22 protein-coding genes and 1 pseudogene are annotated in these 19,603 nt (G+C 73.0%); 10 read left to right on the top strand and 13 right to left on the bottom strand.

Going from position 1 to position 19,603, the window contains the following annotated elements:
* Window positions 1-79: 79 nt before the first annotated feature.
* Window positions 80-772: pseudogene (locus ABZX67_RS04670) on the top strand (alkaline phosphatase D family protein); the annotation flags it as partial.
* Here the strand turns inward: ABZX67_RS04670 and ABZX67_RS04665 are convergent.
* Window positions 759-1,757 (bottom strand): Gfo/Idh/MocA family oxidoreductase, encoded by a 999-nt coding sequence (locus ABZX67_RS04665; protein WP_355354470.1) that lies wholly within the window; start codon window positions 1,755-1,757, stop codon window positions 759-761. The pseudogene ABZX67_RS04670 and the gene ABZX67_RS04665 overlap by 14 nt on opposite strands.
* Window positions 1,758-1,848: 91 nt before the next feature.
* Here ABZX67_RS04665 and ABZX67_RS04660 point away from each other — a divergent pair, with 91 nt between their 5' ends.
* Window positions 1,849-3,141 (top strand): Bcr/CflA family multidrug efflux MFS transporter, encoded by a 1,293-nt coding sequence (locus ABZX67_RS04660; protein ID WP_355354467.1) that lies wholly within the window; start codon window positions 1,849-1,851, stop codon window positions 3,139-3,141.
* Here the strand turns inward: ABZX67_RS04660 and ABZX67_RS04655 are convergent.
* Complete coding sequence (locus ABZX67_RS04655; RefSeq protein WP_355354464.1) at window positions 3,128-4,444, bottom strand: hypothetical protein; 1,317 nt, start codon at window positions 4,442-4,444, stop codon at window positions 3,128-3,130. The genes ABZX67_RS04660 and ABZX67_RS04655 overlap by 14 nt on opposite strands.
* Window positions 4,445-4,795: 351 nt before the next feature.
* On the opposite strand from ABZX67_RS04655, the gene ABZX67_RS04650 reads away from it, so the two are divergent.
* Both ABZX67_RS04650 and ABZX67_RS04645 read left to right on the top strand, forming a co-directional pair.
* On the top strand, window positions 4,796-5,758 hold the full coding sequence (locus tag ABZX67_RS04650; protein ID WP_355354717.1) for a small ribosomal subunit Rsm22 family protein: 963 nt from the start codon (window positions 4,796-4,798) through the stop codon (window positions 5,756-5,758).
* A 145-nt stretch (window positions 5,759-5,903) separates the two neighbouring features.
* On the top strand, window positions 5,904-6,389 hold the full coding sequence (locus tag ABZX67_RS04645; RefSeq protein WP_355354461.1) for a hypothetical protein: 486 nt from the start codon (window positions 5,904-5,906) through the stop codon (window positions 6,387-6,389).
* Between the two features lie 259 nt (window positions 6,390-6,648).
* On the opposite strand, the gene ddaH is transcribed toward ABZX67_RS04645, so the two are convergent.
* Window positions 6,649-7,464, bottom strand: coding sequence for a dimethylargininase (gene ddaH, locus ABZX67_RS04640; protein WP_355354458.1), 816 nt, complete (start codon window positions 7,462-7,464; stop codon window positions 6,649-6,651).
* Window positions 7,465-7,583: 119 nt separating this feature from the next.
* Complete coding sequence (locus tag ABZX67_RS04635) at window positions 7,584-7,790, bottom strand: DUF6243 family protein (RefSeq protein WP_355354455.1); 207 nt, start codon at window positions 7,788-7,790, stop codon at window positions 7,584-7,586.
* Between the two features lie 119 nt (window positions 7,791-7,909).
* On the opposite strand from ABZX67_RS04635, the gene ABZX67_RS04630 reads away from it, so the two are divergent.
* Together ABZX67_RS04630 and ABZX67_RS04625 are read left to right on the top strand one after the other, a co-directional pair.
* A complete protein-coding gene (locus ABZX67_RS04630) occupies window positions 7,910-8,536 on the top strand; it encodes a TetR/AcrR family transcriptional regulator (RefSeq protein ID WP_355354452.1) in 627 nt (208 codons plus the stop codon).
* Window positions 8,537-8,668: 132 nt separating this feature from the next.
* Window positions 8,669-9,406 (top strand): bifunctional DNA primase/polymerase, encoded by a 738-nt coding sequence (locus ABZX67_RS04625; protein WP_355354449.1) that lies wholly within the window; start codon window positions 8,669-8,671, stop codon window positions 9,404-9,406.
* Between the two features lie 20 nt (window positions 9,407-9,426).
* On the opposite strand, the gene ABZX67_RS04620 is transcribed toward ABZX67_RS04625, so the two are convergent.
* Entirely contained in the window at window positions 9,427-10,386 is a 960-nt protein-coding gene (locus ABZX67_RS04620; RefSeq protein WP_355354446.1) for a hypothetical protein, read from the bottom strand.
* Window positions 10,295-11,185, bottom strand: a complete 891-nt coding sequence (locus tag ABZX67_RS04615; protein ID WP_355354443.1) for an FTR1 family protein — start codon at window positions 11,183-11,185, stop codon at window positions 10,295-10,297. The genes ABZX67_RS04620 and ABZX67_RS04615 overlap by 92 nt, the downstream gene beginning before the upstream one ends.
* A gap of 42 nt (window positions 11,186-11,227) precedes the next feature.
* Between ABZX67_RS04615 and ABZX67_RS04610 the strand changes: the two genes are divergently transcribed.
* Window positions 11,228-11,932 (top strand): PhzF family phenazine biosynthesis protein, encoded by a 705-nt coding sequence (locus ABZX67_RS04610; RefSeq protein WP_355354440.1) that lies wholly within the window; start codon window positions 11,228-11,230, stop codon window positions 11,930-11,932.
* Between the two features lie 24 nt (window positions 11,933-11,956).
* On the opposite strand, the gene ABZX67_RS04605 is transcribed toward ABZX67_RS04610, so the two are convergent.
* Both ABZX67_RS04605 and map read right to left on the bottom strand, forming a co-directional pair.
* Window positions 11,957-12,625, bottom strand: a complete 669-nt coding sequence (locus ABZX67_RS04605) for a biliverdin-producing heme oxygenase (RefSeq protein ID WP_355354437.1) — start codon at window positions 12,623-12,625, stop codon at window positions 11,957-11,959.
* 133 nt (window positions 12,626-12,758) lie between these two features.
* Window positions 12,759-13,616: a type I methionyl aminopeptidase gene (map, locus tag ABZX67_RS04600; protein ID WP_355354434.1), complete on the bottom strand. Its 858-nt coding sequence runs from the start codon at window positions 13,614-13,616 to the stop codon at window positions 12,759-12,761.
* Window positions 13,617-13,675: 59 nt separating this feature from the next.
* Here map and ABZX67_RS04595 point away from each other — a divergent pair, with 59 nt between their 5' ends.
* Complete coding sequence (locus ABZX67_RS04595) at window positions 13,676-13,900, top strand: hypothetical protein (RefSeq protein WP_355354431.1); 225 nt, start codon at window positions 13,676-13,678, stop codon at window positions 13,898-13,900.
* Here ABZX67_RS04595 and ABZX67_RS04590 read toward each other — a convergent pair.
* Together ABZX67_RS04590 and ABZX67_RS04585 are read right to left on the bottom strand one after the other, a co-directional pair.
* Window positions 13,897-15,180, bottom strand: coding sequence for an MFS transporter (locus ABZX67_RS04590; protein WP_355354428.1), 1,284 nt, complete (start codon window positions 15,178-15,180; stop codon window positions 13,897-13,899). The genes ABZX67_RS04595 and ABZX67_RS04590 overlap by 4 nt on opposite strands.
* 43 nt (window positions 15,181-15,223) lie before the next feature.
* Entirely contained in the window at window positions 15,224-15,841 is a 618-nt protein-coding gene (locus ABZX67_RS04585; protein WP_355354425.1) for a hypothetical protein, read from the bottom strand.
* Between the two features lie 99 nt (window positions 15,842-15,940).
* Here ABZX67_RS04585 and npdG point away from each other — a divergent pair, with 99 nt between their 5' ends.
* The gene (npdG, locus tag ABZX67_RS04580; RefSeq protein ID WP_355354422.1) at window positions 15,941-16,621 is read left to right on the top strand and encodes an NADPH-dependent F420 reductase; all 681 of its coding nucleotides are present in this window, start codon (window positions 15,941-15,943) and stop codon (window positions 16,619-16,621) included.
* 13 nt (window positions 16,622-16,634) lie between these two features.
* Window positions 16,635-16,859 (top strand): hypothetical protein, encoded by a 225-nt coding sequence (locus ABZX67_RS04575; RefSeq protein ID WP_355354419.1) that lies wholly within the window; start codon window positions 16,635-16,637, stop codon window positions 16,857-16,859.
* Here the strand turns inward: ABZX67_RS04575 and ABZX67_RS04570 are convergent.
* The 3 genes from ABZX67_RS04570 to ABZX67_RS04560 form a co-directional block, all read right to left on the bottom strand.
* Entirely contained in the window at window positions 16,849-17,658 is an 810-nt protein-coding gene (locus ABZX67_RS04570; RefSeq protein ID WP_355354416.1) for a site-2 protease family protein, read from the bottom strand. The two genes, ABZX67_RS04575 and ABZX67_RS04570, sit on opposite strands and share 11 nt — an antisense overlap.
* A gap of 85 nt (window positions 17,659-17,743) precedes the next feature.
* Window positions 17,744-18,538, bottom strand: coding sequence for an ABC transporter permease (locus tag ABZX67_RS04565; protein WP_355354413.1), 795 nt, complete (start codon window positions 18,536-18,538; stop codon window positions 17,744-17,746).
* Window positions 18,535-19,536 (bottom strand): ATP-binding cassette domain-containing protein, encoded by a 1,002-nt coding sequence (locus ABZX67_RS04560; RefSeq protein WP_355354410.1) that lies wholly within the window; start codon window positions 19,534-19,536, stop codon window positions 18,535-18,537. Before ABZX67_RS04560 ends, ABZX67_RS04565 begins: the two co-directional genes overlap by 4 nt.
* Window positions 19,537-19,603 lie beyond the last annotated feature (67 nt).

Raw genomic sequence — 19,603 nt, 5'->3', positions numbered from 1 at the left:
CCGTGCGCCCCCGCCCCCCCCCCCCCCGCCCCCCCCCCCCCCCCCCCCCCCGCCCCCCCCCCCCCCCCCCGCCGGCGCCGACATGCGGCTGTACCGGCGTCTGCGCTTCGGCGACCTCGCGCAGTTCGACGTCCTCGACACCCGCCAGTACCGCTCCGATCAGGCCTACGGCGACGGCTGGCAGACCCCGGGCCCGGAGTCGGAGGACCCGGCCCGCACCATGACCGGCGCGGAGCAGGAGCGCTGGCTCCTCGACGGCTGGAAGGACTCCGGCGCCGTGTGGAACGTCGTCCCCCAGCAGGTCACCTTCGCCCAGCGTCGCAACGCCCCGGGGCCCGACTTCAAGCTGTCCATGGACGCCTGGGACGGCTACCCCGCCTCCCGCAAGCGCATCCTCGACGGGGCCCGGGCCGCCGGGGTGGAGAACCTCGTCGTGCTGACGGGCGACGTGCACGTCGGGTACGCCTTCGACCTCAAGGCCGACTTCGACGATCCCGCCTCCCGCACCGTCGGCACCGAGCTCGTCGCCACTTCCATCAGCAGCGGCCGGGACGGCGCCGACAAGCCCGCCAACTGGGACAACCTCACCCGCGCCAATCCCCACCTGCGGTTCTACAACGGCCGCCGCGGCTACCTCAGGGTCACGCTGACGCCCGAGCGTGCCCGCGCCGACTTCCGTACCGTCGCCGCGGTCACGACCCCGGGCGCCCCCGTCACCACCGCCGCGTCGTTCGTGACGGAGGCGGGAAACCCGGGCCTCACGCCCGCGTGAGCGCCTCCGCCGGGTAGCGGACGCCGATCCGGTCCCGCACCGCGTCGAGCGTCCGCATCACCGCCAGCGTCCCGTCCAGCGGCACCAGCGGCGACTCCGTCTCGCCCGCCCGCAGGCACCGCATCACCTCCGCCGCCTCGTGCTGGAAGGTGTCGCGACGCCCGGGCACCGTGAACTCCTCCGGCTCCCGCCCGTCCCGGTGCAGGACGAACCCCTCGGGGTGGAAGAAGCCGCGCGCGAACTCGATCCGGCCCGCCGTGCCCGACACCGACGCCGTCAGCGGCGTATCGGACACGATCGAGCAGGACAGCAGCGCCGTGGCACCGGAGTCCCAGCCGAGCAGCATCCCCGTGTTCAGGTCGACGCCCTCCGGCGAGAGCAGGGCGTCGGCCTGTACGCGGTCGGGCTCGCCGAGCAGCAGCTGCGCGAACGACACCGGGTAGACGCCGAGGTCCAGCAGCGCGCCGCCGCCCGCGGCCGGGTCCCGCAGCCGGTGGCCGGGGTCGGCCGGGCCCACCAGCCCGAAGTCCGCCTGCACGGAGCGGATCTCGCCGATCGCGCCGTCCCGGACCAGTTCCACCATGCGCCGGACGACCGGGCCGCAGTACATCCACATGGCCTCCATCAGGAAGACCCCGCGCCGCCGGGCGATCCCAGCGAGCTCCGCCGCCTCGCGCGCGTTGAGCGTGAACGGCTTCTCGCACAGCACCGCCCGCCCCGCCTCCAGGCACAGCCCGGCGGCCGCGCGGTGCGCCGCGTGCGGCGTCGCCACGTACACCACGTCGACGTCCTCGTCCGCGGCGAGGGACGCCCAGTCCCCGTACGCCCGCGGAATGCCGAACCGCTCGGCGAACGCCGTCGCGGACGCGGCCGAACGCGACGCCACCGCCACCACCTCCGCGTCCGGCAGCTGAAGCAGATCGGTGGTGAACGACGCGGCGATCCCGCCCGTCGCCAGCACGCCCCACCGCACGGTCCCGCCCATCCCCATGCCCCCCTCGATTTCACCCTTGAGTTTTCAACTATTCCGGTCGAGCTGCGAGCATAGGGCGCCGAGCCCCAGGAGAGGAGACGAGATGCCGGAGAGCGGCCCCCGTCACATACGCACCGACAGCGCCCCCGAGGCAGCTCCACCCACGAGAGCCGTGGCCACCGCCACCGCCGCCGCGCGCAGGGCGAGCCTCCTCGTCACCCTCGTCCTCGGCGGGCTCACCGCCCTCCCGCCGCTCTCCATGGACATGTACCTCCCCGCCCTGCCGGAGGTCACCAAGGTCCTGGGCGCGCCCGCCGCCACCGTGCAGCTCACCCTCACCGGCTGTCTCGCCGGCCTCGCGCTCGGCCAGCTCGTCGCCGGGCCCATGAGCGACAAGTGGGGCCGCCGCCGCCCGCTGCTCATCGGCATGATCGTGTACGTCGCCGCCACCGCCGTCTGCGCCTTCGCGCCCGGCATCGAGCTGCTCATCGCCTTCCGGCTGCTCCAGGGCCTCGCGGGCGCCGCCGGCATCGTGATCGCCCGGGCGGTGGTGCGGGACCTGTACGACGGGGTCGAGATGGCCCGGTTCTTCTCCACGCTCATGCTGATCTCGGGGGTCGCGCCGATCGTCGCCCCGCTGATCGGCGGACAGGTGCTCCGGCTCACCGACTGGCGCGGCGTGTTCCACGTCCTGACCGCCGTCGGCGTACTGCTCACGCTCGTGGTGTGGAAGTGGCTCGGCGAGACGCTGCCCCCCGAGCGGCGGCACGGCGGCGGCGTCGGCGAGGCGCTGCGCACCATGCGCGGGCTGCTCGCCGACCGGGTCTTCACCGGCTACATGCTGGCCGGATCGCTCTCCTTCGCCGCGCTGTTCGCGTACATCGCGGCCTCGCCCTTCGTCGTACAGGATCTGTACGGCGCGTCCCCGCAGACCTTCAGCCTGCTCTTCGGGCTGAACTCCGTCGGCCTTGTCGCGGTCGGGCAGATCAACGGCAAGCTGCTGGTGGGCCGGGTCAGCATGGACAAGGTGCTGGCCTTCGGCCTGGTGGTGATCGTGCTGGCCGCCGTGGCGCTGCTCCTCATGACCAGCGGGGTCTTCGGGCCCGTCGGCCTGGTGCCGGTGGCCGCCGGGCTGTTCGTCCTGATGTCGGCGATGGGCCTGGCGATGCCCAACACCAACTCCCAGGCGCTGATGCGCACCCCGCACGCCGCGGGCTCCGCCTCCGCGCTGCTCGGTACGTCGTCGTTCCTGATCGGCGCGGTCGCCTCGCCGCTGGTGGGCATCGCGGGGGAGCGGACCGCCGTTCCGATGGCCGTGGTCCAGCTGGTGTGCGCGGTCGGCGCGGTGGGCTGCTTCCTGGGGCTCTGCCGGCCGTGGAGCGTCAACCGCGCCTGACGTACGCGATGAGGTGCACCCGGTCCGCCGGGTCCGTCCAGCGGAACAGCCCCACGCCCGCCACCTCCGCCTCCGGCAGCCGTACGCTCGGCGCGAGCGCCTCCGGCACCCCGGTGGCCAGGTCGATACGGACCGGGGTGCCGCGGCCCGCGAGGGCGTCGGACGGGCTGCGCGCGCTGCTCGCGCCGTAGACCACGCCGTCGTCGGTGGCCGTGGTCAAGGTGAGCGGGCTGGTGCCGTCGGGGTTCTCGAAGCAGCGGCCCGTGCGGGCGTCCAGGTCGAAGGCGAGGCTTCCGGCGATCAGGTACCGCCCGCCGGGCGAGGTCACGGCCCTGGGGTGCTCGCCCGGTTCGATCGCGGGCTTGCGGCACTCGGTCTGCACCAGCGGCACGCCGGTGGTCACGTCGTGCACGGCCCAGATGTCGTGCGTGGCCGCCCGGCGGGCGCCCTTCTTGTGCTGCCAGCGGGCCAGGACGTGCCCCGGGGTCAGCGAGGTCGGCACCCCGCTCGCCACATCGGCGCCCGACGGAGCGCGGCCGCGGCTCGACCAGCCGCCGCGCACCCAGAAGCTGCGGGCGCCGCTGACCAGCAGGCCCTTGGGGGTCATCCCGCGCACCTCGGTGAGCGTGCGGCACTCCGGGCAGCCCTTCGGTGGGCCGAGCGCCTCCGGCGCGACGGTGGTGACCTCGCCGGTGTCGGGCGCGACGACCGCGCTCCTCGCCTTGCCGTCGCTGATGACGACACCCGGCCCGGTGGCGGTCACTATCGGCGCGTCCGGCCACGGCACCTCCACCCGCTGCCGGGCGCCGTCGGCGGCGTCGTACAGGTCGAGCGAGACGAAGCTGCTCGCCGGTGTCAGCGGATCGCCGCGGAGCGAGCCGTACGACCAGGTCACGACGTAACTCCGGCCGTCCTTGGCCAGGATGAGGAGACGCGGTACGTCGCCGGGGCCGCCCAGCGGGTGCCACGGGCGGCCCGTCCAGCGGGGCTTGCCGGTCGTGGCGTCGACGGTACGCACGCGGTACCGCGCCTCACCCACGGGTTCCAGGTAGGCGACCAGGCCGGTGGCGGGGTCCACGACGTAGCCGGCGGAGACGTCGGGGAGCTCCCAGCCGCGGCGGGTGTCGTACGCGGCGGGGGCGGTGAGCCGGGTGGCCGGGGCGGCGCTGCCGGTGGCGGTCCGCGTCGGCTTCGGGGCGCCCTTCGGATCGTCGGCGCCGCCACCGCAGGTGGCGAGGAGGAGCAGCAGGGCCAGGACGGTCACACCGGCCACCAGGGCCAGGCGCACGATCCTCTGTCTCATGGTCCCCCCGCTGGGTCGTGTCCGCCAAGTCCCGTCTGCCTGGCGGCGATTGGCACGCACTCCCCCAGAGCTTCGCCTGGGGGTGCCCCCAGCCGCGTTGTCGTCAGTCGCCAATGCTCCGCAGTGGCTCCCTCCTCCGCCTTGCGATCGCACGCACCAGACGCCGCCAGGCCCGCCCTGCGGGCGGACGACGCTACTGTGCGGACACTCCCCGGCCCGCCCACCGGATCAGGGCGGCCAGCCTAGCAACGCCGGGCACCTCCGGGGGCCGCCTACGATGGGTCGGTGAATGTCTCCCTGTCCCCCTCCGACCCCGTCTCGGCCTCCGCGTCGGGCTCCGTCTCGGGCGCTCTGCGCGACGCGCTGGCCGGGCTGCTCGACGGGCTGCCGCCGACGAAGGCCGCGCAGGCCGTCGAGCGGCTCATCGCCAGCTACCGGGGGACGACCCCGACCGACGCGCCCGTGCTGCGCGACCGGTCCGACGTCGTCGCGTACGCCGCGTACCGCATGCCCGCGACCTTCGAGGCGGTGCGGTCCGCGCTGGACGCGCTGCGCGGCGCGGCGCCGGAGTGGGTGCCGGGCACGCACACCGACATCGGTGGCGGGACGGGCGCGGCGAGCTGGGCCGTCGCGGAGGCGTGGGACTCGGCGGCGCGCACCGCGGTGCTGGACTGGGCCGAGCCGGCGCTGGCGCTGGGGCGCGAGCTGGCGGCCGCGTCCGGGGTGCCGGGGCTGGCGGGCGCGGCGTGGCGGCGCGCCCGGATCAGCGCGGCGCTCCGCGTGGAGAGCAGCGACCTCGTCACGGTCTCGTACGTCCTCAAGGAGCTCACCGAAGCCGACCGCGCGGCCGTCGTCACGGAGGCGGCCCGCGCCGCCCAGGCCGTCGTGATCGTCGAGCCCGGCACCCCCGACGGCTACGCGCGGATCATCGAGGCGCGCGACCGGCTGATCGCCGCCGGGCTGCGCATCGCCGCGCCCTGCCCGCACAGCGCCGCCTGCCCGATCGAGCCGGGCACCGACTGGTGCCACTTCGCGGCGCGCGTCAGCCGCTCGTCGCTGCACCGCCAGGTGAAGGGCGGGTCGCTGGCGTACGAGGACGAGAAGTTCAGCTACGTCGTCGCGACCCGCTTCCCCGTCGCGCCGGCGCCCGCGCGCGTCACCCGCAAGCCGCAGATCCGCAAGGGGCAGGTGCTGCTCGACCTGTGCACCGAGGACGACGGGCTGCGGCGCGACACGGTCACCAAGCGGCACGGCGCGCTCTACAAGGCGGCGCGGGACGCGGCGTGGGGCGACGCGTGGCCCCCGCAGGCATGAGCCGACCGGTCGATGAGCCGACCGTCCGATGAGGTGACAAGCGGCAACCGCCCGGGTGAGGGGGCGCTGCTGCCGGTTGCCGGGCGGCCGGGGCCGGGGTGAGCTGGGGTCGCTGCCGTCCCCTCACCTCATCTCAGGAGGCCCCATGCTCCGCTCCCTCGCCACCGCCGCGCTCGCCGCCGCCGCCCTCGGTCTCACCGCCGCCACCCCGGCGGCGTCGGCGCCCGTACCGGCCAAGGACGAGACGAAAGTGCTCGACTGGCTGGCGGTGAAGCAGTCGGACACCAAGCCGTTCGGCCCGCTGCTGCGCCCGGGCGCGGACTGGACCGTCTTCGCGCATCTGCACGAGAACGACAAGGGCAAGCCCGGCAAGAAGATCGGCGACGCCACCGCGCAGTGCACCGCCATCAAGGTGGACCGCAAGGGATATGTGACGCAGTGCCAGCGCGTCCTGCGCACCGACAAGGGCAGCATCACCCTCACCGACATCATCGACCGCTATGGCCGGGGCCCGCACGGCGGCGACTCGGCGATCACCGGCGGCAGCGGTGAGTACGGGGACGCCGAGGGCAAGGCCGAGGTCGTCCTCCACGGCCACCACGCCTTCTTCAAGCTGACGTTGGAGGACTGACCCGGGAGAAGGCTCCGGGTGCGGACCCGGTCCGGGCGGGAGTCCCCGCGCCCGGACCGGGTCCGTCCGTTCCCGGCTCGCGCCCTTAGGTCGTGTCGTCAAAGTCCCGTCTGCCCGGCGACGCCCGGCACGCGCATCTGCCGCGTTGTCGTCGGTCGCCAATGCTCCGCAGTGGCTCCCTCCTCCGCCTTGCATCTGCACGCACCAGCCGCCGCCGGGCCCGCCCTTCGGGCGGACGACGCTACTTTGACGACACTCCCTACTCCCGCAGCTCCTGCGTGCAGCACTTCACACTGCCGCCGCTCTTGAGCAGCTCGCCCAGGTCCATCCCGATCGGCTCGAAGCCGCGCTCCCGCAGCGGCCGGAAGAGCCCCACCGCCGTCTGCGGCAGCAGGACGTGTCTGCCGTCGCTCACGGCGTTCAGTCCGAGGGCCGCCGCGTCCTCCTCCTCGGCGATCAGCGCGTCGGGGAAGAGCCGCCGGAGCACCGCGCGGCTGCCGGGGGAGAAGGCGCCGGGGTAGTACATGATCTCGTCGCGCGCCTCGTCCAGGACGCACAGCGCCGTGTCGAGGTGGTAGTAGCGCGGGTTCACCAGCTCCAGGCCGATCACGGGGCGGCCGAAGAACTCCTGTGCCTCGTCGTGCGACAGGGGGCTGGAGCGGAAGCCGCGCCCGGCGAGGAGGTAGGTGGAGGTGACGGCGAAGTCGCCCTCGCCCTCGTTGATGTGGTCGGGTTCGTGGATGTCGGTGAAGCCGTGCGCCAGGAACCACTCGCGGTGCACCGCGGCCTCGGGCACGCGCTCGGCGTGGGCGAACCGGGCCAGCAGCACCCGGCCGTCGATGACGGTGGCGCCGTTGGCGGCGAACACCATGTCGGGCAGGCCGGGGCGGGGGTCGAGCAGCTCGACGGTGTGGCCGAGCGAGCGGTAGCGGTCGCGCAGATCTTCCCATTGGGTGAGGGCGAGCGGCAGGTCGACCGGTTTCGCCGGGTCCATCCACGGGTTGATGGAGTAGGTCACCCTGAAGTGCGCGGGTGGGCACATCAGGTAGCGGCGGGGTGTTGCGTCACGAGGCAAGGAAGGCTCCTCACGGACGGCTGGCGTCGCACGGTGTGTGCGTGCAAGCCATGGTGCGCCGTGAGGAGCCTTCGCGCAGTGGACCGTACGGGTGAGTTGGCGGGTGGTTCACCCGGGACTCACGAAGCGTCGCGCGCCGTACGTCCCTGCTTCACCTCCGGTGTCTCCCGCCCCTCTCGCAACGTGCGCAGCAACTCGCGCTTCTGCGCGGCCGGATCGGCACCCCGGCCGGCCCGGCCGCCGCCGCTGCCGCGCAGCGCCGCGCGGGAGAGGTTCTTGCGGGTGCCGCCGACACCGAGCATGTTTCCGGTTCCGCCACGCGTCATGGTGGGCTCCTTCCGCTGTCGTCCGTCTTCTGACATCACCAGAGTGAACGAGACGTATCGTCTTGTCAAGCTTATTGAGACGATACGTCTCGCCTCGCGCGGCTGCTAGATTGGGACGCATGGCAGACACCAAGGCACCCGACTCCACGCGCCGCAGCGAACGCTCCCGCCGCGCCATCTACGACGCCGCCCTCGCCCTCGTCGGCGAGGTCGGCTACGCCAAGACCACCATCGAGGGCATCGCCGCCCGTGCCGGGGTCGGCAAGCAGACCATCTACCGCTGGTGGCCCTCCAAGGCGGCCGTCCTCCTGGACGCCTTCCTCGACCTCGGCCGCCAGGCCAACGAGGCGCTCGGCGGCGACGCCGACAGTGAGATCCCCGACACCGGGGACCTGGAGGCCGACCTCAAGTTCGTCCTGCGCGCCACGGTCGACGAGATGAACGACCCCACTTTCGAGGCCCCCTCCCGAGCGCTCGCCGCCGAGGGCGTGATCAACCCCGAGCTCGGCGCCCAGTTCGTCGAGCTGCTCCTGGAACCGCAGCTCCAGCTGTACGTCAAGCGGCTGCGCGCCGCCCAGGAGGCCGGGGACGTCCGGGCGGACATCGACCCGCGCATCGCCCTGGAGCTCTTCGTCGGCCCGCTCGCCCACCGCTGGCTGCTGCGCACCCTCCCGCTCACCCACGAGTACGCCGACCGGCTCGTCGAGTACGCCCTGTACGGGCTGGCGCCTCGCCCGACGGGCTGACCAATTCCGGGCGTATCCACCCATCACGCCCAGCTGCTCCACCCCGGTTGGGGACTCCGGTCACCCGGGGCGCAGGATGGTGGGACCATGGCAGGGACCGCAGGGCTTGCATGACCAGGTGTGAGGGGATAGATGGGCGACGGTATCGGCCGCTACCGCGGCACGGAGAGCAAACTCGCGCACTGGCTGCGCCGGCGTCCGAGGAAGTCCGCCGCCGACGTACCGAGCCGTGAGGACCTGCTCCTCGCCATCGCCGCCGCCGGACTCCCCCTCGCCCCCGCCGCGTATCCCGTCGGCTACCGCTGTTCCTGCGAGCGCATCGGCTGTCCGACCCCGGCCCGCCATCCCGTTTCCTTCGCCTGGCAGACGCAGTCCACCACCGACAGCGCGCAGATCCAGCGGTGGGCCGAGGGCCAGCCGCAGGCCAACTTCATCACCGCGACCGGCATGGTCCACGACGTCCTCGACGTTCCGCTGGAGGCCGGTCGCGCCGCGTTGGAGCGGCTGCTCGGCGAGGGCGTCGACGTGGGGCCGGTCGCCGAGTCCGGAGACGGCCGGATGCTGTTCTTCACCGCCACCCGCGGCACCCCCGAGGACGAGGACGAGTGGTGGCCGTGCGAGCTGGACTGCCACCCCGAGACCATGGACGAGCACCCCGGCCTGCGCTGGCACTGCCGCGGCTCCTACGTCCTCGTCCCGCCCGCCCGGCTCCCCGGTGACCTGGGCGTCGGCTGGGTACGCGGCCCCGAGCACCCGCTGCCCGACCCGCTGACGCTGCTCGAAGCCCTCACCGACGCCTGCGCCCGCCACGCCGACCAGCTCGACGACGACCACGACCACCACTCGGTGGCCTGGCCCCTCAGCCGCTAGGTCGTGTCCGGGCCGGAGTGCTACGAGCCCGTCGCCGACGTCACACCCTGGAGCCGGCCCACCACCGCGACCTGGTCCGAGGTGGTGCCGGACGGCTTCACCTGGGCCACCAGGCCCGCCACCCACTCCTTGGTGAGGGTGGTCTTCACCTCACCGGTCATCAGCGCCTTCACGTCCGGGTTCACCTTGGGCCGGTAGCCCGCCGCCGCCGTCTGCCGGTCGTAGAAGCGCGTCGAGAAGAAGACGAACGCCCCGCCGTCCTCGGTCATCAGCCCGAGCGGCGCGTAGTCGCCCGTGTCCAGCGGCTGGTCGACGAACTGCGTGGACAGCCCGGGCCGCCGTGCGAGGTTCTGGCGCTCGGTCCGCCACACCGAGGTGTGCGGGCCCGCCGCGAAGTGCGCGGGCTTCCCGGAGTGGAGGTAGGAGGTGTACTCCTCGCTCAGGTTCTTCGGCGCGACCGCCAGCGCCGCGGAGTCCGGCGCGACCGGCTCCGCGTACCCCTCGGCGTCCGTCTTGAACGCCGGGATCTCGTTCGGCGCGAGGATCGACAGGTACGCGACCTCCCACAGCTGCTGGGAGCTGTTGCGCACGAAGACGAGCACCCAGCGGCTGTCGCCCGTGCCCTGGTCGGTGTCCCGGTTCGAGTCCACGTTCGCGACGAACCAGCGCGGCCAGCCCGCCTTCTTCGGGATGGCGAAGGCGGCGTCCGACAGCACCAGCGGCCGGTGGTTGGGGTTGCCGCCGGGGCTGGTGATGGAGCGCGACTTCAGCCCCGCCTGGTTGACCGCGCCGAGCGCGCCGGTGACCCGGCCCGCGTCCAGCGCCGGGTCGTACGCCTTGTCGGCCGCGTTGTACGCGTCCGTGAAGTCCTTCAGCGCCCGCGCGGCCTCAGTCTTGCTCGCCGCCGGGACGACCTCCAGCTCGCCGTGCACCGTCACGCACCCGCTCGCGGTCAGCGCCAGCACCACGGTCGCCGTCACCGTCGCCGCGAGCCTCGCCGCCCGACCCCGACCCAGCCTTCTCATCGGTTGCCTTCTGCTCCTCGACCCCCACTGACCGTCCGAACCCTACCGGGGTCCGCAACAGCGCGAGCGCCGGGACCGGATACAGCGCCCACACCGCGGACTGGAGGACCGTCGGATCGGGCTGGAAGGTGAAGACGCCCCTCAACACCGCCCCGTACCAGCTGTCTGGCCGCACCACGGCGGAGACGTCGAACGCCACCGCGCCGCCCGGAGCGACCACTTCCTGGAGGCCGCGTACGCCTCCGGCCAGGACGCCCGCCGCCACGACCACCAGGAGCGGACCGCACCGCAGGGCGCACCGGAAGAACAGCCACCCCACCGCGGCCGCCGTCGCGAGGCCCACCAGCACCCACGTCAGCGGCTCCGCCGAGCCCGCCTCGTCGGCCGCCGCTCGTACCGTCGCCCAGACGAACAGCGCGGTCTCCAGGCCCTCCCGGCCCACCGCCAGGAACGCCGTGCCGGCCACCAGCCCCGCACCCGGCCGCTCCGCGACGACCAGCCACGTCAGCAGGCCCGCCGCGCCCACCGCGAGCACGCCGCCCAGCAGCTTCCGCGCCTCCGGCGTCAGTTCGTACGCGCCGAACTCGAGGAGCGCGCCGAGCGCGAGCGACAGACCCGCCGCCGCGGCGGCGCCCGCCCCCACCGGCCGGAGCGCGTCCCGCCGGCCCGTCCTCACCAGGTACGCCACGAGGACGCAGAGAACCGCGGCCGCCGCCAAGCCCTCGCGCAGGCCGAAGAGATAGGTGCCGTACATGCGGCCATCCTGCCGTGCCGGGCCGCGTGCTTGAATGCCGGGATGAACTCCGCACGCGACGTCGTGGACGTCCTGGCCGTCTTCTGCGCCGCCGACGGCCGCCACGGGAACCTCCTCGGCGTCGTACGCGACGGACGCCTCCGCCCCGACGAGGCGTCACGGCAGGCGCTCGCCAAGCAACTCGGTTTCAGCGAGACCGTGTTCGTGGACGACCCCGAGCGCGGGGACGTCGACATCTACACGCCCGGCACGCGGCTCCCCTTCGCCGGGCACCCGCTGGTCGGTGTCGCGTGGCTGCTGGACCTGGAGGTGGTGAACCCTCCGGCGGGTGAGGTGTGGGTGCGCCAGGACGGCGAGTTCACCTGGATCACCGCCCGCGCGGAGTGGGCGCCGCCGCGCACGCTGCGGCAGTACGCGTCGGCCGCCGAGGTCGAGGCGCTCGACGTGCCGCCGCCGGGGGAGTGGCTCTACGCGTGGGCGTGGGAGGACGAGGCGGGCGGCCGCGTCCGGGCGCGGGCCTTCCCGGGGCGTATCGATGAGCGCGGCGCAAGCCGCTCCGGTGGAGCCGGTGCTTGCACCGGGGGGATCGACGAGGACGAGGCGACCGGCGCGGCGGCCCTGCTGCTCACGGCACGCCTCAACCGCGCGCTGAACATCATCCAGGGCCGGGGCTCGCAGCTGCTGACGGCCCCCGGCCCCGACGGCATCATCGAACTCGGCGGCCGCGTACGGGAGATCGGGCGCTGAGGCGCGGACCCGAAGCGCCGGACCTCAGGCGCTCAGCGGGAACTCGCGGTCCAGCTCCCGGAACACCGCGCCGTTGAAGTCGAACGCCCGCTTGCACTCGTCGACGATCCGCTGCTTCTCCAGGTCGTCGGCGTTCACCCGGTCCAGCAGCTCGCGGTACGTCCGCTTGAACGGCGCCGGGTTGGGGATCTGCTCGAAGACGTAGAACCGCACGCCGTCGCCCTTGCGCGCGAAACCCCACGTCCGCTCGGCCTTGTCCCGGATGATCTGGCCGCCGGAGAGGTCCCCGAGGTAGCGGGTGTAGTGGTGCGCCACATACCCCGCGGGCCAGGTGCGGGCGCACTCCTCGACGCGGGCGGCGTACGCGGTGGTCGCCGGCAGCGCGCTCACCCCGGCGCGCCAGTCCTCGCCGCGCAGATGGGCAAGGTCCCGCTCCAGCTCGGCGGTGCGCAGCAGCTCGGGCCGTATGAACGGGCCCGCCACCGGGTCGTCCGCCAGCGGGCCGGCGGCCTCCTCCAGGGCCCGGTAGACGAACCACAGCTGCTCGGTGTACCGGGCGTAGGCGTCCACGCCGAGCCGGCCACCGAGCAGGTGGCTCATGAAGGGCGAGCTCTCCGCCTCCGTGTGCTGCTGGTGCGAGGCGGTGCGGATGAGCGTCGAGAAGGGGGTGACGGTGGTGGCGCTGGCATCCAAGGCGGGCCTCCCGGGCCGAGTCAACGGGTCGCGGCGGCCGGGGCCGCCACTACCGTCGATCTTCCTGCTGAGGTTTACCTGAGTCAACGGGTTCCCGACAGTCCGTCGGAAAGAAGCCTACCCGCCCCGGGCGTCACGGCAACGTGAGGATCTCGGCCCCGGTCTCCGTCACGACGAGCGTGTGCTCGAACTGCGCCGTTCGCTTCCGGTCCTTCGTCACGACCGTCCAGCCGTCCTCCCACATGTCGTACTCGTGCGTCCCCAGCGTCAGCATCGGCTCGATGGTGAAGGTCATGCCGGGCTGCATGACCGTCGTGGCGTGGGGCGAGTCGTAGTGCGGGATGATCAGGCCGGAGTGGAAGGACGAGTTGATGCCGTGCCCGGTGAAGTCCCTGACCACCCCGTAGCCGAAGCGCTTGGCGTACGACTCGATGACGCGGCCGATGACGTTGATCTGGCGGCCCGGCTTGACGGCCTTGATGGCGCGGTTCAGCGACTCGCGGGTCCGCTCGACCAGGAGCCGCGACTCCTCGTCGACGTCACCGCACAGGTACGTGGCGTTGTTGTCGCCGTGGACGCCGTCGATGTACGCCGTGACGTCCAGGTTCACGATGTCGCCGTCGCGCAGGACGGTGGAGTCCGGGATGCCGTGGCAGATGACCTCGTTGATCGACGCGCACAGCGACTTGGGGAAGCCCCGGTAGCCGAGCGTCGACGGATAGGCCCCGTGGTCGCACATGTACTCGTGCGCGACCCGGTCCAGTTCGTCGGTCGTCACGCCCGGAGCGATGTGCTTGGCGGCCTCCTCCATCGCCTGCGCGGCGATGCGGCCCGCGACGCGCATCCGCTCGATGGTGTCGGAATCCTGCACCTCCGGTCCGGTGTACGGCGCCGGCATGGGCTTTCCGACGTACTCGGGGCGACGGATGGACCCGGGAACGGAACGAGGGGGAGACAGCTCCCCTGGTACGAGCAGCGACTGGCCAGACATGCAGCGAGTCTAACCAGGGCGCAGAGGGGCACCATGGCGTCAGAGGAAGGAGCCCGACGATGGCCCTGTTCAAGAAGCGCACGACCGGAAAACCGGGCGAGTGGTACTACTGCCTGAAGCACCAGAAGGTGGAGGAAGGCCCGGAATGCCCGGCCAAGAACCGCTTCGGCCCCTACACCACCCGCGAGGAGGCCGCCCACGCGATGGACACCGCCCAGGAGCGGAACCTCCAGTGGGAGACCGACCCGAAGTGGCATGACACCCCCCGCGACCAGGCTCCCTAGGGGGCCTGCGCCGCCGCCTCCCGGGCCGCGCGGCGGCGCAGCGCGTCCTCGTCCGTCGTGGCGTCGTACGTCAGCAGCTTCGGCAGCGCCGCCGCGAGCAGGCCCACCGCGGCCACGCACGCCAGCCCGCCGGTCCAGAACGCCGGGCGCGTACCGGTCCAGCCGGCCATCGCGCCCGCCCGGACCTGGCCGAGCTGGGGGCCCACGCTGTACGACAGGACCTCGATGCCCGCGAGTCGGCCGCGCAGCTCGTCGGGGATGGTCTGGTTCCAGATCGTCGAGCGGCCGAGCCCGCTCAGGGTGTCGCCCGCGCCCGCGACCGCCAGGCACACCAGCACCGGCCACACGCTGGAGAACCAGCCCGCCGCGGCGATGGCCAGCCCCCAGCAGGCCGCCCCGCACACCACGAGCAGCCCGTGCCGCCGCACCCGCGAGGTCCAGCCGCTGGTGAGGTTGAGCGCCAGCGAGCCGATCGCTCCAGCGGCATACATCAGCCCCAGCGACCACTCCGCGTCCAGCTCGTCCGCGAGGAACGGGAAGATCGCGTTCGGGAAGGCGAAGAACATCGCGGCCAGGTCGATCGCGTACGTGCCCAGCAGCACCGGCCGCGACCAGGCGTAGCGCGCGCCCTCCGCGATGCCCCGCAGCGACGGCCTCCCGCCCGAGCGGGCGGGCGGCGCGGGCGTGAGCCGCAGGCACAGCGCCACCGAGACGGTGAAGCAGACCACCGTGGTGCCGTACGCGGTGGCGAGGTTCCCGTACGCCACCAGCAGCCCGGCCAGCGCCGGACCGGCGATGGCGCCCAGCTCCCAGCGGATGGCGTTCAGCGAGGCCGCCGCCGTCAGCTTGTCGTGCGGCACGATCCGGGCGAGCAGCGCGTCCAGCGCCGGCCGCTGGAGCCCCGCCAGGCCCGCGACCCCGGCGGCCACCACGTACAGCGGCCACAGCAGCGGCGACGGCAGCAGGGCGTTGACCAGCAGCAGCACGGCCAGCAGGCCGAGCGCCGTCTCGGTGGAGAGGATCACCTTGCGGCGGTCGGCGGCGTCGGCGAGCGCCCCGCCGTACAGGCCGCAGACCACCAGCGGGACCAGCTCGACCGCGCCCATGACCCCCACCGCCAGCGGCGAACCGGTCAGCTCCTTGATCTGGAGCGGCAGCGCGACCATCGCCGCGAAGCTGCCGAAGTACGTGACCAGGCCCTGTATCCACAGCAGCCGGAAGTCCCGCGACGCGCGCAACGGCGACAGGTCGGGGAGGAGGGCGGAGAGTCGGGGGGCCACGAGACGCCATGGTCGGCGGCGGCCGTCACCCCGGGCAACCGAATTACCAGCGCGTCGGCGGCGGCGAGGTCAGATGGTCCGCCAGCCGCGACAGGCGGTCGCGGAAGCGGCGGCGGGCCCGGGGCAAGGGGGCCGAGCCGCCCGGCAGGGTGTTCTCGCCGGCCGCCGCGCTCACCAGGTGCTGGACCGTGTCCAGGTCCACGTCCTGCGCCTCCGCCACCGTCAGCGCCTCGTGCGCGAGCCCGTGCACCTCACGGTCGCCGCGGTCCAGCGACAGCACCGTCGCCCCCGCCCGCCGCGCGCCGTGCACCCGCTCCAGCAGGCCGCCGTCCGGCCGGTCCGGCGCCACCACCAGCAGCGTCGAGCCGCGCCCGGCCGCCTCCAGCCGCCCCAGGCCCACCGCCAGGTGCGCCGGATCGGAGGCCCGCACCCGGTGGCGTACCAGCGTCGGCGCCAGCTCCGGCTGCCCCGACCAGGCCGCCTCGTCCACCAGGTGCGCCGCCAGGTGCCACGGCTCGTACTCCGCCGTGCCCACCAGCAGCAGCCCGCCGCCGTGCGACACCACCGAGGAGCGCAGCACCCCGGCGAACCGGCGGGTCACCGCGGGCCACTCCGTACCGGCCAGGACCTCGCGCAGCAGCGCGACGCGTACGGCATCCATGGCGCCGCATCATGCCCCCGCACCGGGGCGCCGCGCGGGCTTTCGGCCAGGCGTCACCCGGACGGGGTGGTGGCGCGGCCGCCCCCGTACTGTCGGGCCATGACTACTGCTACTGATCCGTACGAGCTCCCCGACGTCTCCGGGCTCGTCGTCGGCGTCCTCGGCGGCACCGGCGACCAGGGGCGGGGCCTCGCGTACCGGCTCGCACGCGCCGGACAGAAGGTGATCATCGGGTCCCGGGCCGCCGAGCGCGCCGAGACCGCGGCGGCCGAGCTGGGCCTGGGCGTCGAGGGCGCCGACAACGCCGCGTGCGCGCGCCGCAGCGACATCGTGATCGTCGCCGTGCCGTGGGAGGGCCACGCCGCGACGCTCCAGGCGCTGCGCGAGGAACTGCGCGGCAAGCTCGTCGTGGACTGCGTCAACCCCCTCGGCTTCGACAAGCGCGGCGCCTACGCCCTCAAGCCCGAGGAGGGCAGCGCCGCCGAGCAGGCCGCCGCCCTGCTGCCCGACTCGCGGGTGACGGCCGCCTTCCACCACCTGTCCGCCGTGCTGCTCCAGGACGAGACGGTCGAGGAGATCGACACGGACGTGATGGTGCTCGGCGAGAAGCGCGCCGACACCGACGTCGTCCAGGCGCTCGCCGGCCGGATCCCCGGCATGCGCGGTGTCTTCGCGGGGCGACTGCGCAACGCCCACCAGGTGGAGGCGCTGGTCGCCAACCTGATCTCGGTCAACCGCCGCTACAAGGTCCACGCGGGCCTGCGCCTGACCGACGTCTGATCGGCAGGGGGGCATGGGGGACACTGGACGGGCAACACCCGCACCCGGACAGGAGCCGACCCCCATGCCCCGCCTCGCTCTGTACGCCCTCGTCGTCTGCGCCCTCGCCGTCACCGCGGCCGTGGTCTCCTTCGTCCAGGGCAGCTGGCTCGGCATCGTGTGGGTGCTGCTGTCCGGCGTCTCGTCCAACATGGCGTGGTACTACTGGCGCCGCCGCCCGCAGCGCGTCACCAGCTGACTGCCTCCTCGCAGACCGGGGTCTGCTCCTGCCACAGGCTGCTGAAGAGGTCCCGCCCGCAGTACGTCTCCAGGTCCGAGATGCAGAGCCCGTCGAGGACGGCGTGGATCACCCCGAAGAAGGCGGCGTTCACCTCGGGGATGAAGAGGAACACGAACACCGCGAGCAGCCCGAAGGGCGCGTACGGCTCCACCTTCCGCCGGACCCGGTAGGACAGCCACGGCTCGATCACGCCGTAGCCGTCCAGGCCGGGCACGGGCAGGAAGTTCAGGATCGCCGCCGTCACCTGGAGCAGCGCGATGAACGCGAGCGCGAAGCGGAAGGGGATCGGCACGCCGTCCAGGGCGCCCAGCCAGAAGGGCGCGGTGCACACGATTGCGAACAGGACGTTCGTCAGCGGGCCGGCCGCCGAAACCAGGCTCTGCTTCCAGCGGCTGCGGATGCGGTGCTGCTCGATGAAGACCGCGCCGCCGGGCAGACCGATACCGCCCATGATCACGAAGACGACCGGCAGCACGATGCTGAGCAGCACGTGCGTGTACTTCAGCGGGTTGAGGGTCAGATAGCCCTTCGCGCCGATGGAGATGTCACCGCCGTGCAGGGCCGTGCGGGCGTGCGCGTACTCGTGCAGGCAGAGCGAGACGATCCACGTCGACGTCACGAAGAGGAAGACGGCCAGGCCCAGGTTCGAGGAGAAACCCGTCCACACCGCCCACCCGGTGACCACCATGACGGCGGCGATACCGAGGAAGACGGGGCTGATCCTCCGCTCGCTGTGGCGGGACGTGACGGTGGCCATGGGCGGCGCTCCTGGGCTCGGGGACGTAGGAGACCGTACCCGACGACCCTCTGGGCACACGCCGCCCACTGGCCACCGCCCACCCTCACGTCCGCTTGCGGAACTTGGCGACCGCGAGCGGTGCCGTCACCAGCGTGATGCCCGCCGCCCACGCCAGCGTCGTCCACACCGACTCGGCGACCGGGCCGCCGTTGACGAGGTTGCGCGCCGCGTCGGCGAGGTTCGACAGGGGGTTGTACTCGGTGAACGCCCGCAGCCAGCCCGGCATCGACGAGGGCGGCGCGAAGATGGACGAACCGAACTGGAGGGGGAACAGCACCAGCATCGCCATCCCTTGGACGGCCTGCGCCGTCTTCATCGTGAGGCCGAGCAGGAGGAAGATCCACATCAGGGACGCGCCGAAGACCACGGACAGGCCGACGGCCGCGAGGAGGGAGAGCACCGAGGTGCTGATCTCCAGCCCCAGCAGGAAGCCCATGGCGAGCAGGATGGCCGAGGCGATCACCATCCGGCCGATCTCCACCACGATCTTGGCGATGAGGACGGACGACCGGGCGATGGGCAGCGTCCGGAACCGGTCCATGACGCCCGTGCGGAAGTCGTCGTTGATGCCGGTGCCGACGGCCATGGCGATGTTCAGGCCCATCATGCCCATCAGCCCGGGCACGACGTAGTTCACGTAGGAGTCCCGGTCGCCGCCCAGCACGAGCCCGACCGAGCCGCCGAAGACGAACACGAACAGCACCGTCAGGATGATGGGCGTCAGGACGACGTCGAACATCGACTGCGGATCCTGCTTCAGGTGCAGGGCGTTGCGCCGGACCAGCGCGCCGATGTGCCGCAGGTTGGCCCGCGCGGCCCGGGTGCCGACCGCGCTCACGCGGCCACCTCCTCGACGGCGGCCGTACCGGCGGCCGGTGACGACTTCTCGCCCGTGATGGCGAGGAACACCTCGTCCAGACTGGGCAGATGGGTGCCGATGTGCGTGATGCCGAAGCCGCGCGTGGCCAGGAGGCCGACGACCGCGGTCAGTTGCTCGTCACTGAGGATCGGTACGTACAGCAGGCCGTCCTCCGGCACGACCGTGGAGCCCGCGATGCCGTCCAGGCCGCTGTCGGCGAGCGCCCGCGCCATCGCGGGCAGGTCCGCCGGGTCCACCGGCCGCACCTGGAGCGTGCGGCCGCCGACCTTGGCCTTGAGCTCGTCCACCCGGCCGGTGGCGATGACGTGGCCCCGGTCGATGACGGTGAGCTCGTGCGCCAGCTGCTCGGCCTCCTCCATGTACTGGGTGGTGAGCAGGACCGTGGCGCCGTCGGTGACCAGGCGCTTGATCTCGTCCCACACCTCGTTGCGGGACCGGGGGTCCAGGCCCGTCGTCGGCTCGTCCAGGTACAGCACCGCCGGGCGGCCGATCATGGAGGCGGCCAGGTCGAGGCGGCGCCGCATGCCGCCGGAGTACGTCATCACCGCGCGCCCCGCGGCCTCGGCGAGCGAGAAGCGCTCCAGGAGCTCGTCGGCGCGCTGCCGGGCGTCCCTGCGCGACAGGTCGAGCAGGCGCCCGATCATGTACAGGTTCTCCCAGCCGGACAGCTTCTCGTCGACCGAGGCGTACTGGCCGGTGAGGCCGATGACGCGGCGCAGTGCGCGGGGCTCGCGCACCACGTCGTACCCGGCGACGGTCGCGGTGCCGGCGTCGGGCACGACGAGCGTGGACAGGCAGCGGACGAGCGTGGTCTTGCCGGCGCCGTTGGGGCCGAGGACTCCGAGGACGGTGCCCTCGCGGACGTCGAGGTCCACGCCGTCCAGCGCCCTGGTTTCGCCGTAGTGCTTCACGAGGCCGCGTACCTCGACGGCGTTGGTGTCGGATGGTCGTGTCATGTCACCCATGTCACCAGCCGTCACCGACACGTCACCGACACGGCACCGATACGCGGCCTACGGTCGG

It is taken from the genome of Streptomyces sp. NPDC003036 (assembly GCF_040611175.1).
Classification (GTDB): Bacteria; Actinomycetota; Actinomycetes; order Streptomycetales; family Streptomycetaceae; genus Streptomyces.
Note: the sequence above shows the minus strand (reverse complement) of the source record. Positions and strands in the feature narration are given on the sequence as shown.

Coding starts and splice junctions, on each gene's coding strand:
- ABZX67_RS04665 (WP_355354470.1), bottom strand. CDS start 1,757: ATGGGCGGGACCGTGCGGTGGGGCGTGCTGGCGACGGGCGGGATCGCC.
- ABZX67_RS04660 (WP_355354467.1), top strand. CDS start 1,849: ATGCCGGAGAGCGGCCCCCGTCACATACGCACCGACAGCGCCCCCGAG.
- ABZX67_RS04655 (WP_355354464.1), bottom strand. CDS start 4,444: ATGAGACAGAGGATCGTGCGCCTGGCCCTGGTGGCCGGTGTGACCGTC.
- ABZX67_RS04645 (WP_355354461.1), top strand. CDS start 5,904: ATGCTCCGCTCCCTCGCCACCGCCGCGCTCGCCGCCGCCGCCCTCGGT.
- ABZX67_RS04635 (WP_355354455.1), bottom strand. CDS start 7,790: ATGACGCGTGGCGGAACCGGAAACATGCTCGGTGTCGGCGGCACCCGC.
- ABZX67_RS04630 (WP_355354452.1), top strand. CDS start 7,910: ATGGCAGACACCAAGGCACCCGACTCCACGCGCCGCAGCGAACGCTCC.
- ABZX67_RS04625 (WP_355354449.1), top strand. CDS start 8,669: ATGGGCGACGGTATCGGCCGCTACCGCGGCACGGAGAGCAAACTCGCG.
- ABZX67_RS04615 (WP_355354443.1), bottom strand. CDS start 11,185: ATGTACGGCACCTATCTCTTCGGCCTGCGCGAGGGCTTGGCGGCGGCC.
- ABZX67_RS04610 (WP_355354440.1), top strand. CDS start 11,228: ATGAACTCCGCACGCGACGTCGTGGACGTCCTGGCCGTCTTCTGCGCC.
- map (WP_355354434.1), bottom strand. CDS start 13,616: ATGTCTGGCCAGTCGCTGCTCGTACCAGGGGAGCTGTCTCCCCCTCGT.
- ABZX67_RS04595 (WP_355354431.1), top strand. CDS start 13,676: ATGGCCCTGTTCAAGAAGCGCACGACCGGAAAACCGGGCGAGTGGTAC.
- ABZX67_RS04585 (WP_355354425.1), bottom strand. CDS start 15,841: ATGGATGCCGTACGCGTCGCGCTGCTGCGCGAGGTCCTGGCCGGTACG.
- npdG (WP_355354422.1), top strand. CDS start 15,941: ATGACTACTGCTACTGATCCGTACGAGCTCCCCGACGTCTCCGGGCTC.
- ABZX67_RS04575 (WP_355354419.1), top strand. CDS start 16,635: ATGGGGGACACTGGACGGGCAACACCCGCACCCGGACAGGAGCCGACC.
- ABZX67_RS04570 (WP_355354416.1), bottom strand. CDS start 17,658: ATGGCCACCGTCACGTCCCGCCACAGCGAGCGGAGGATCAGCCCCGTC.
- ABZX67_RS04560 (WP_355354410.1), bottom strand. CDS start 19,536: ATGACACGACCATCCGACACCAACGCCGTCGAGGTACGCGGCCTCGTG.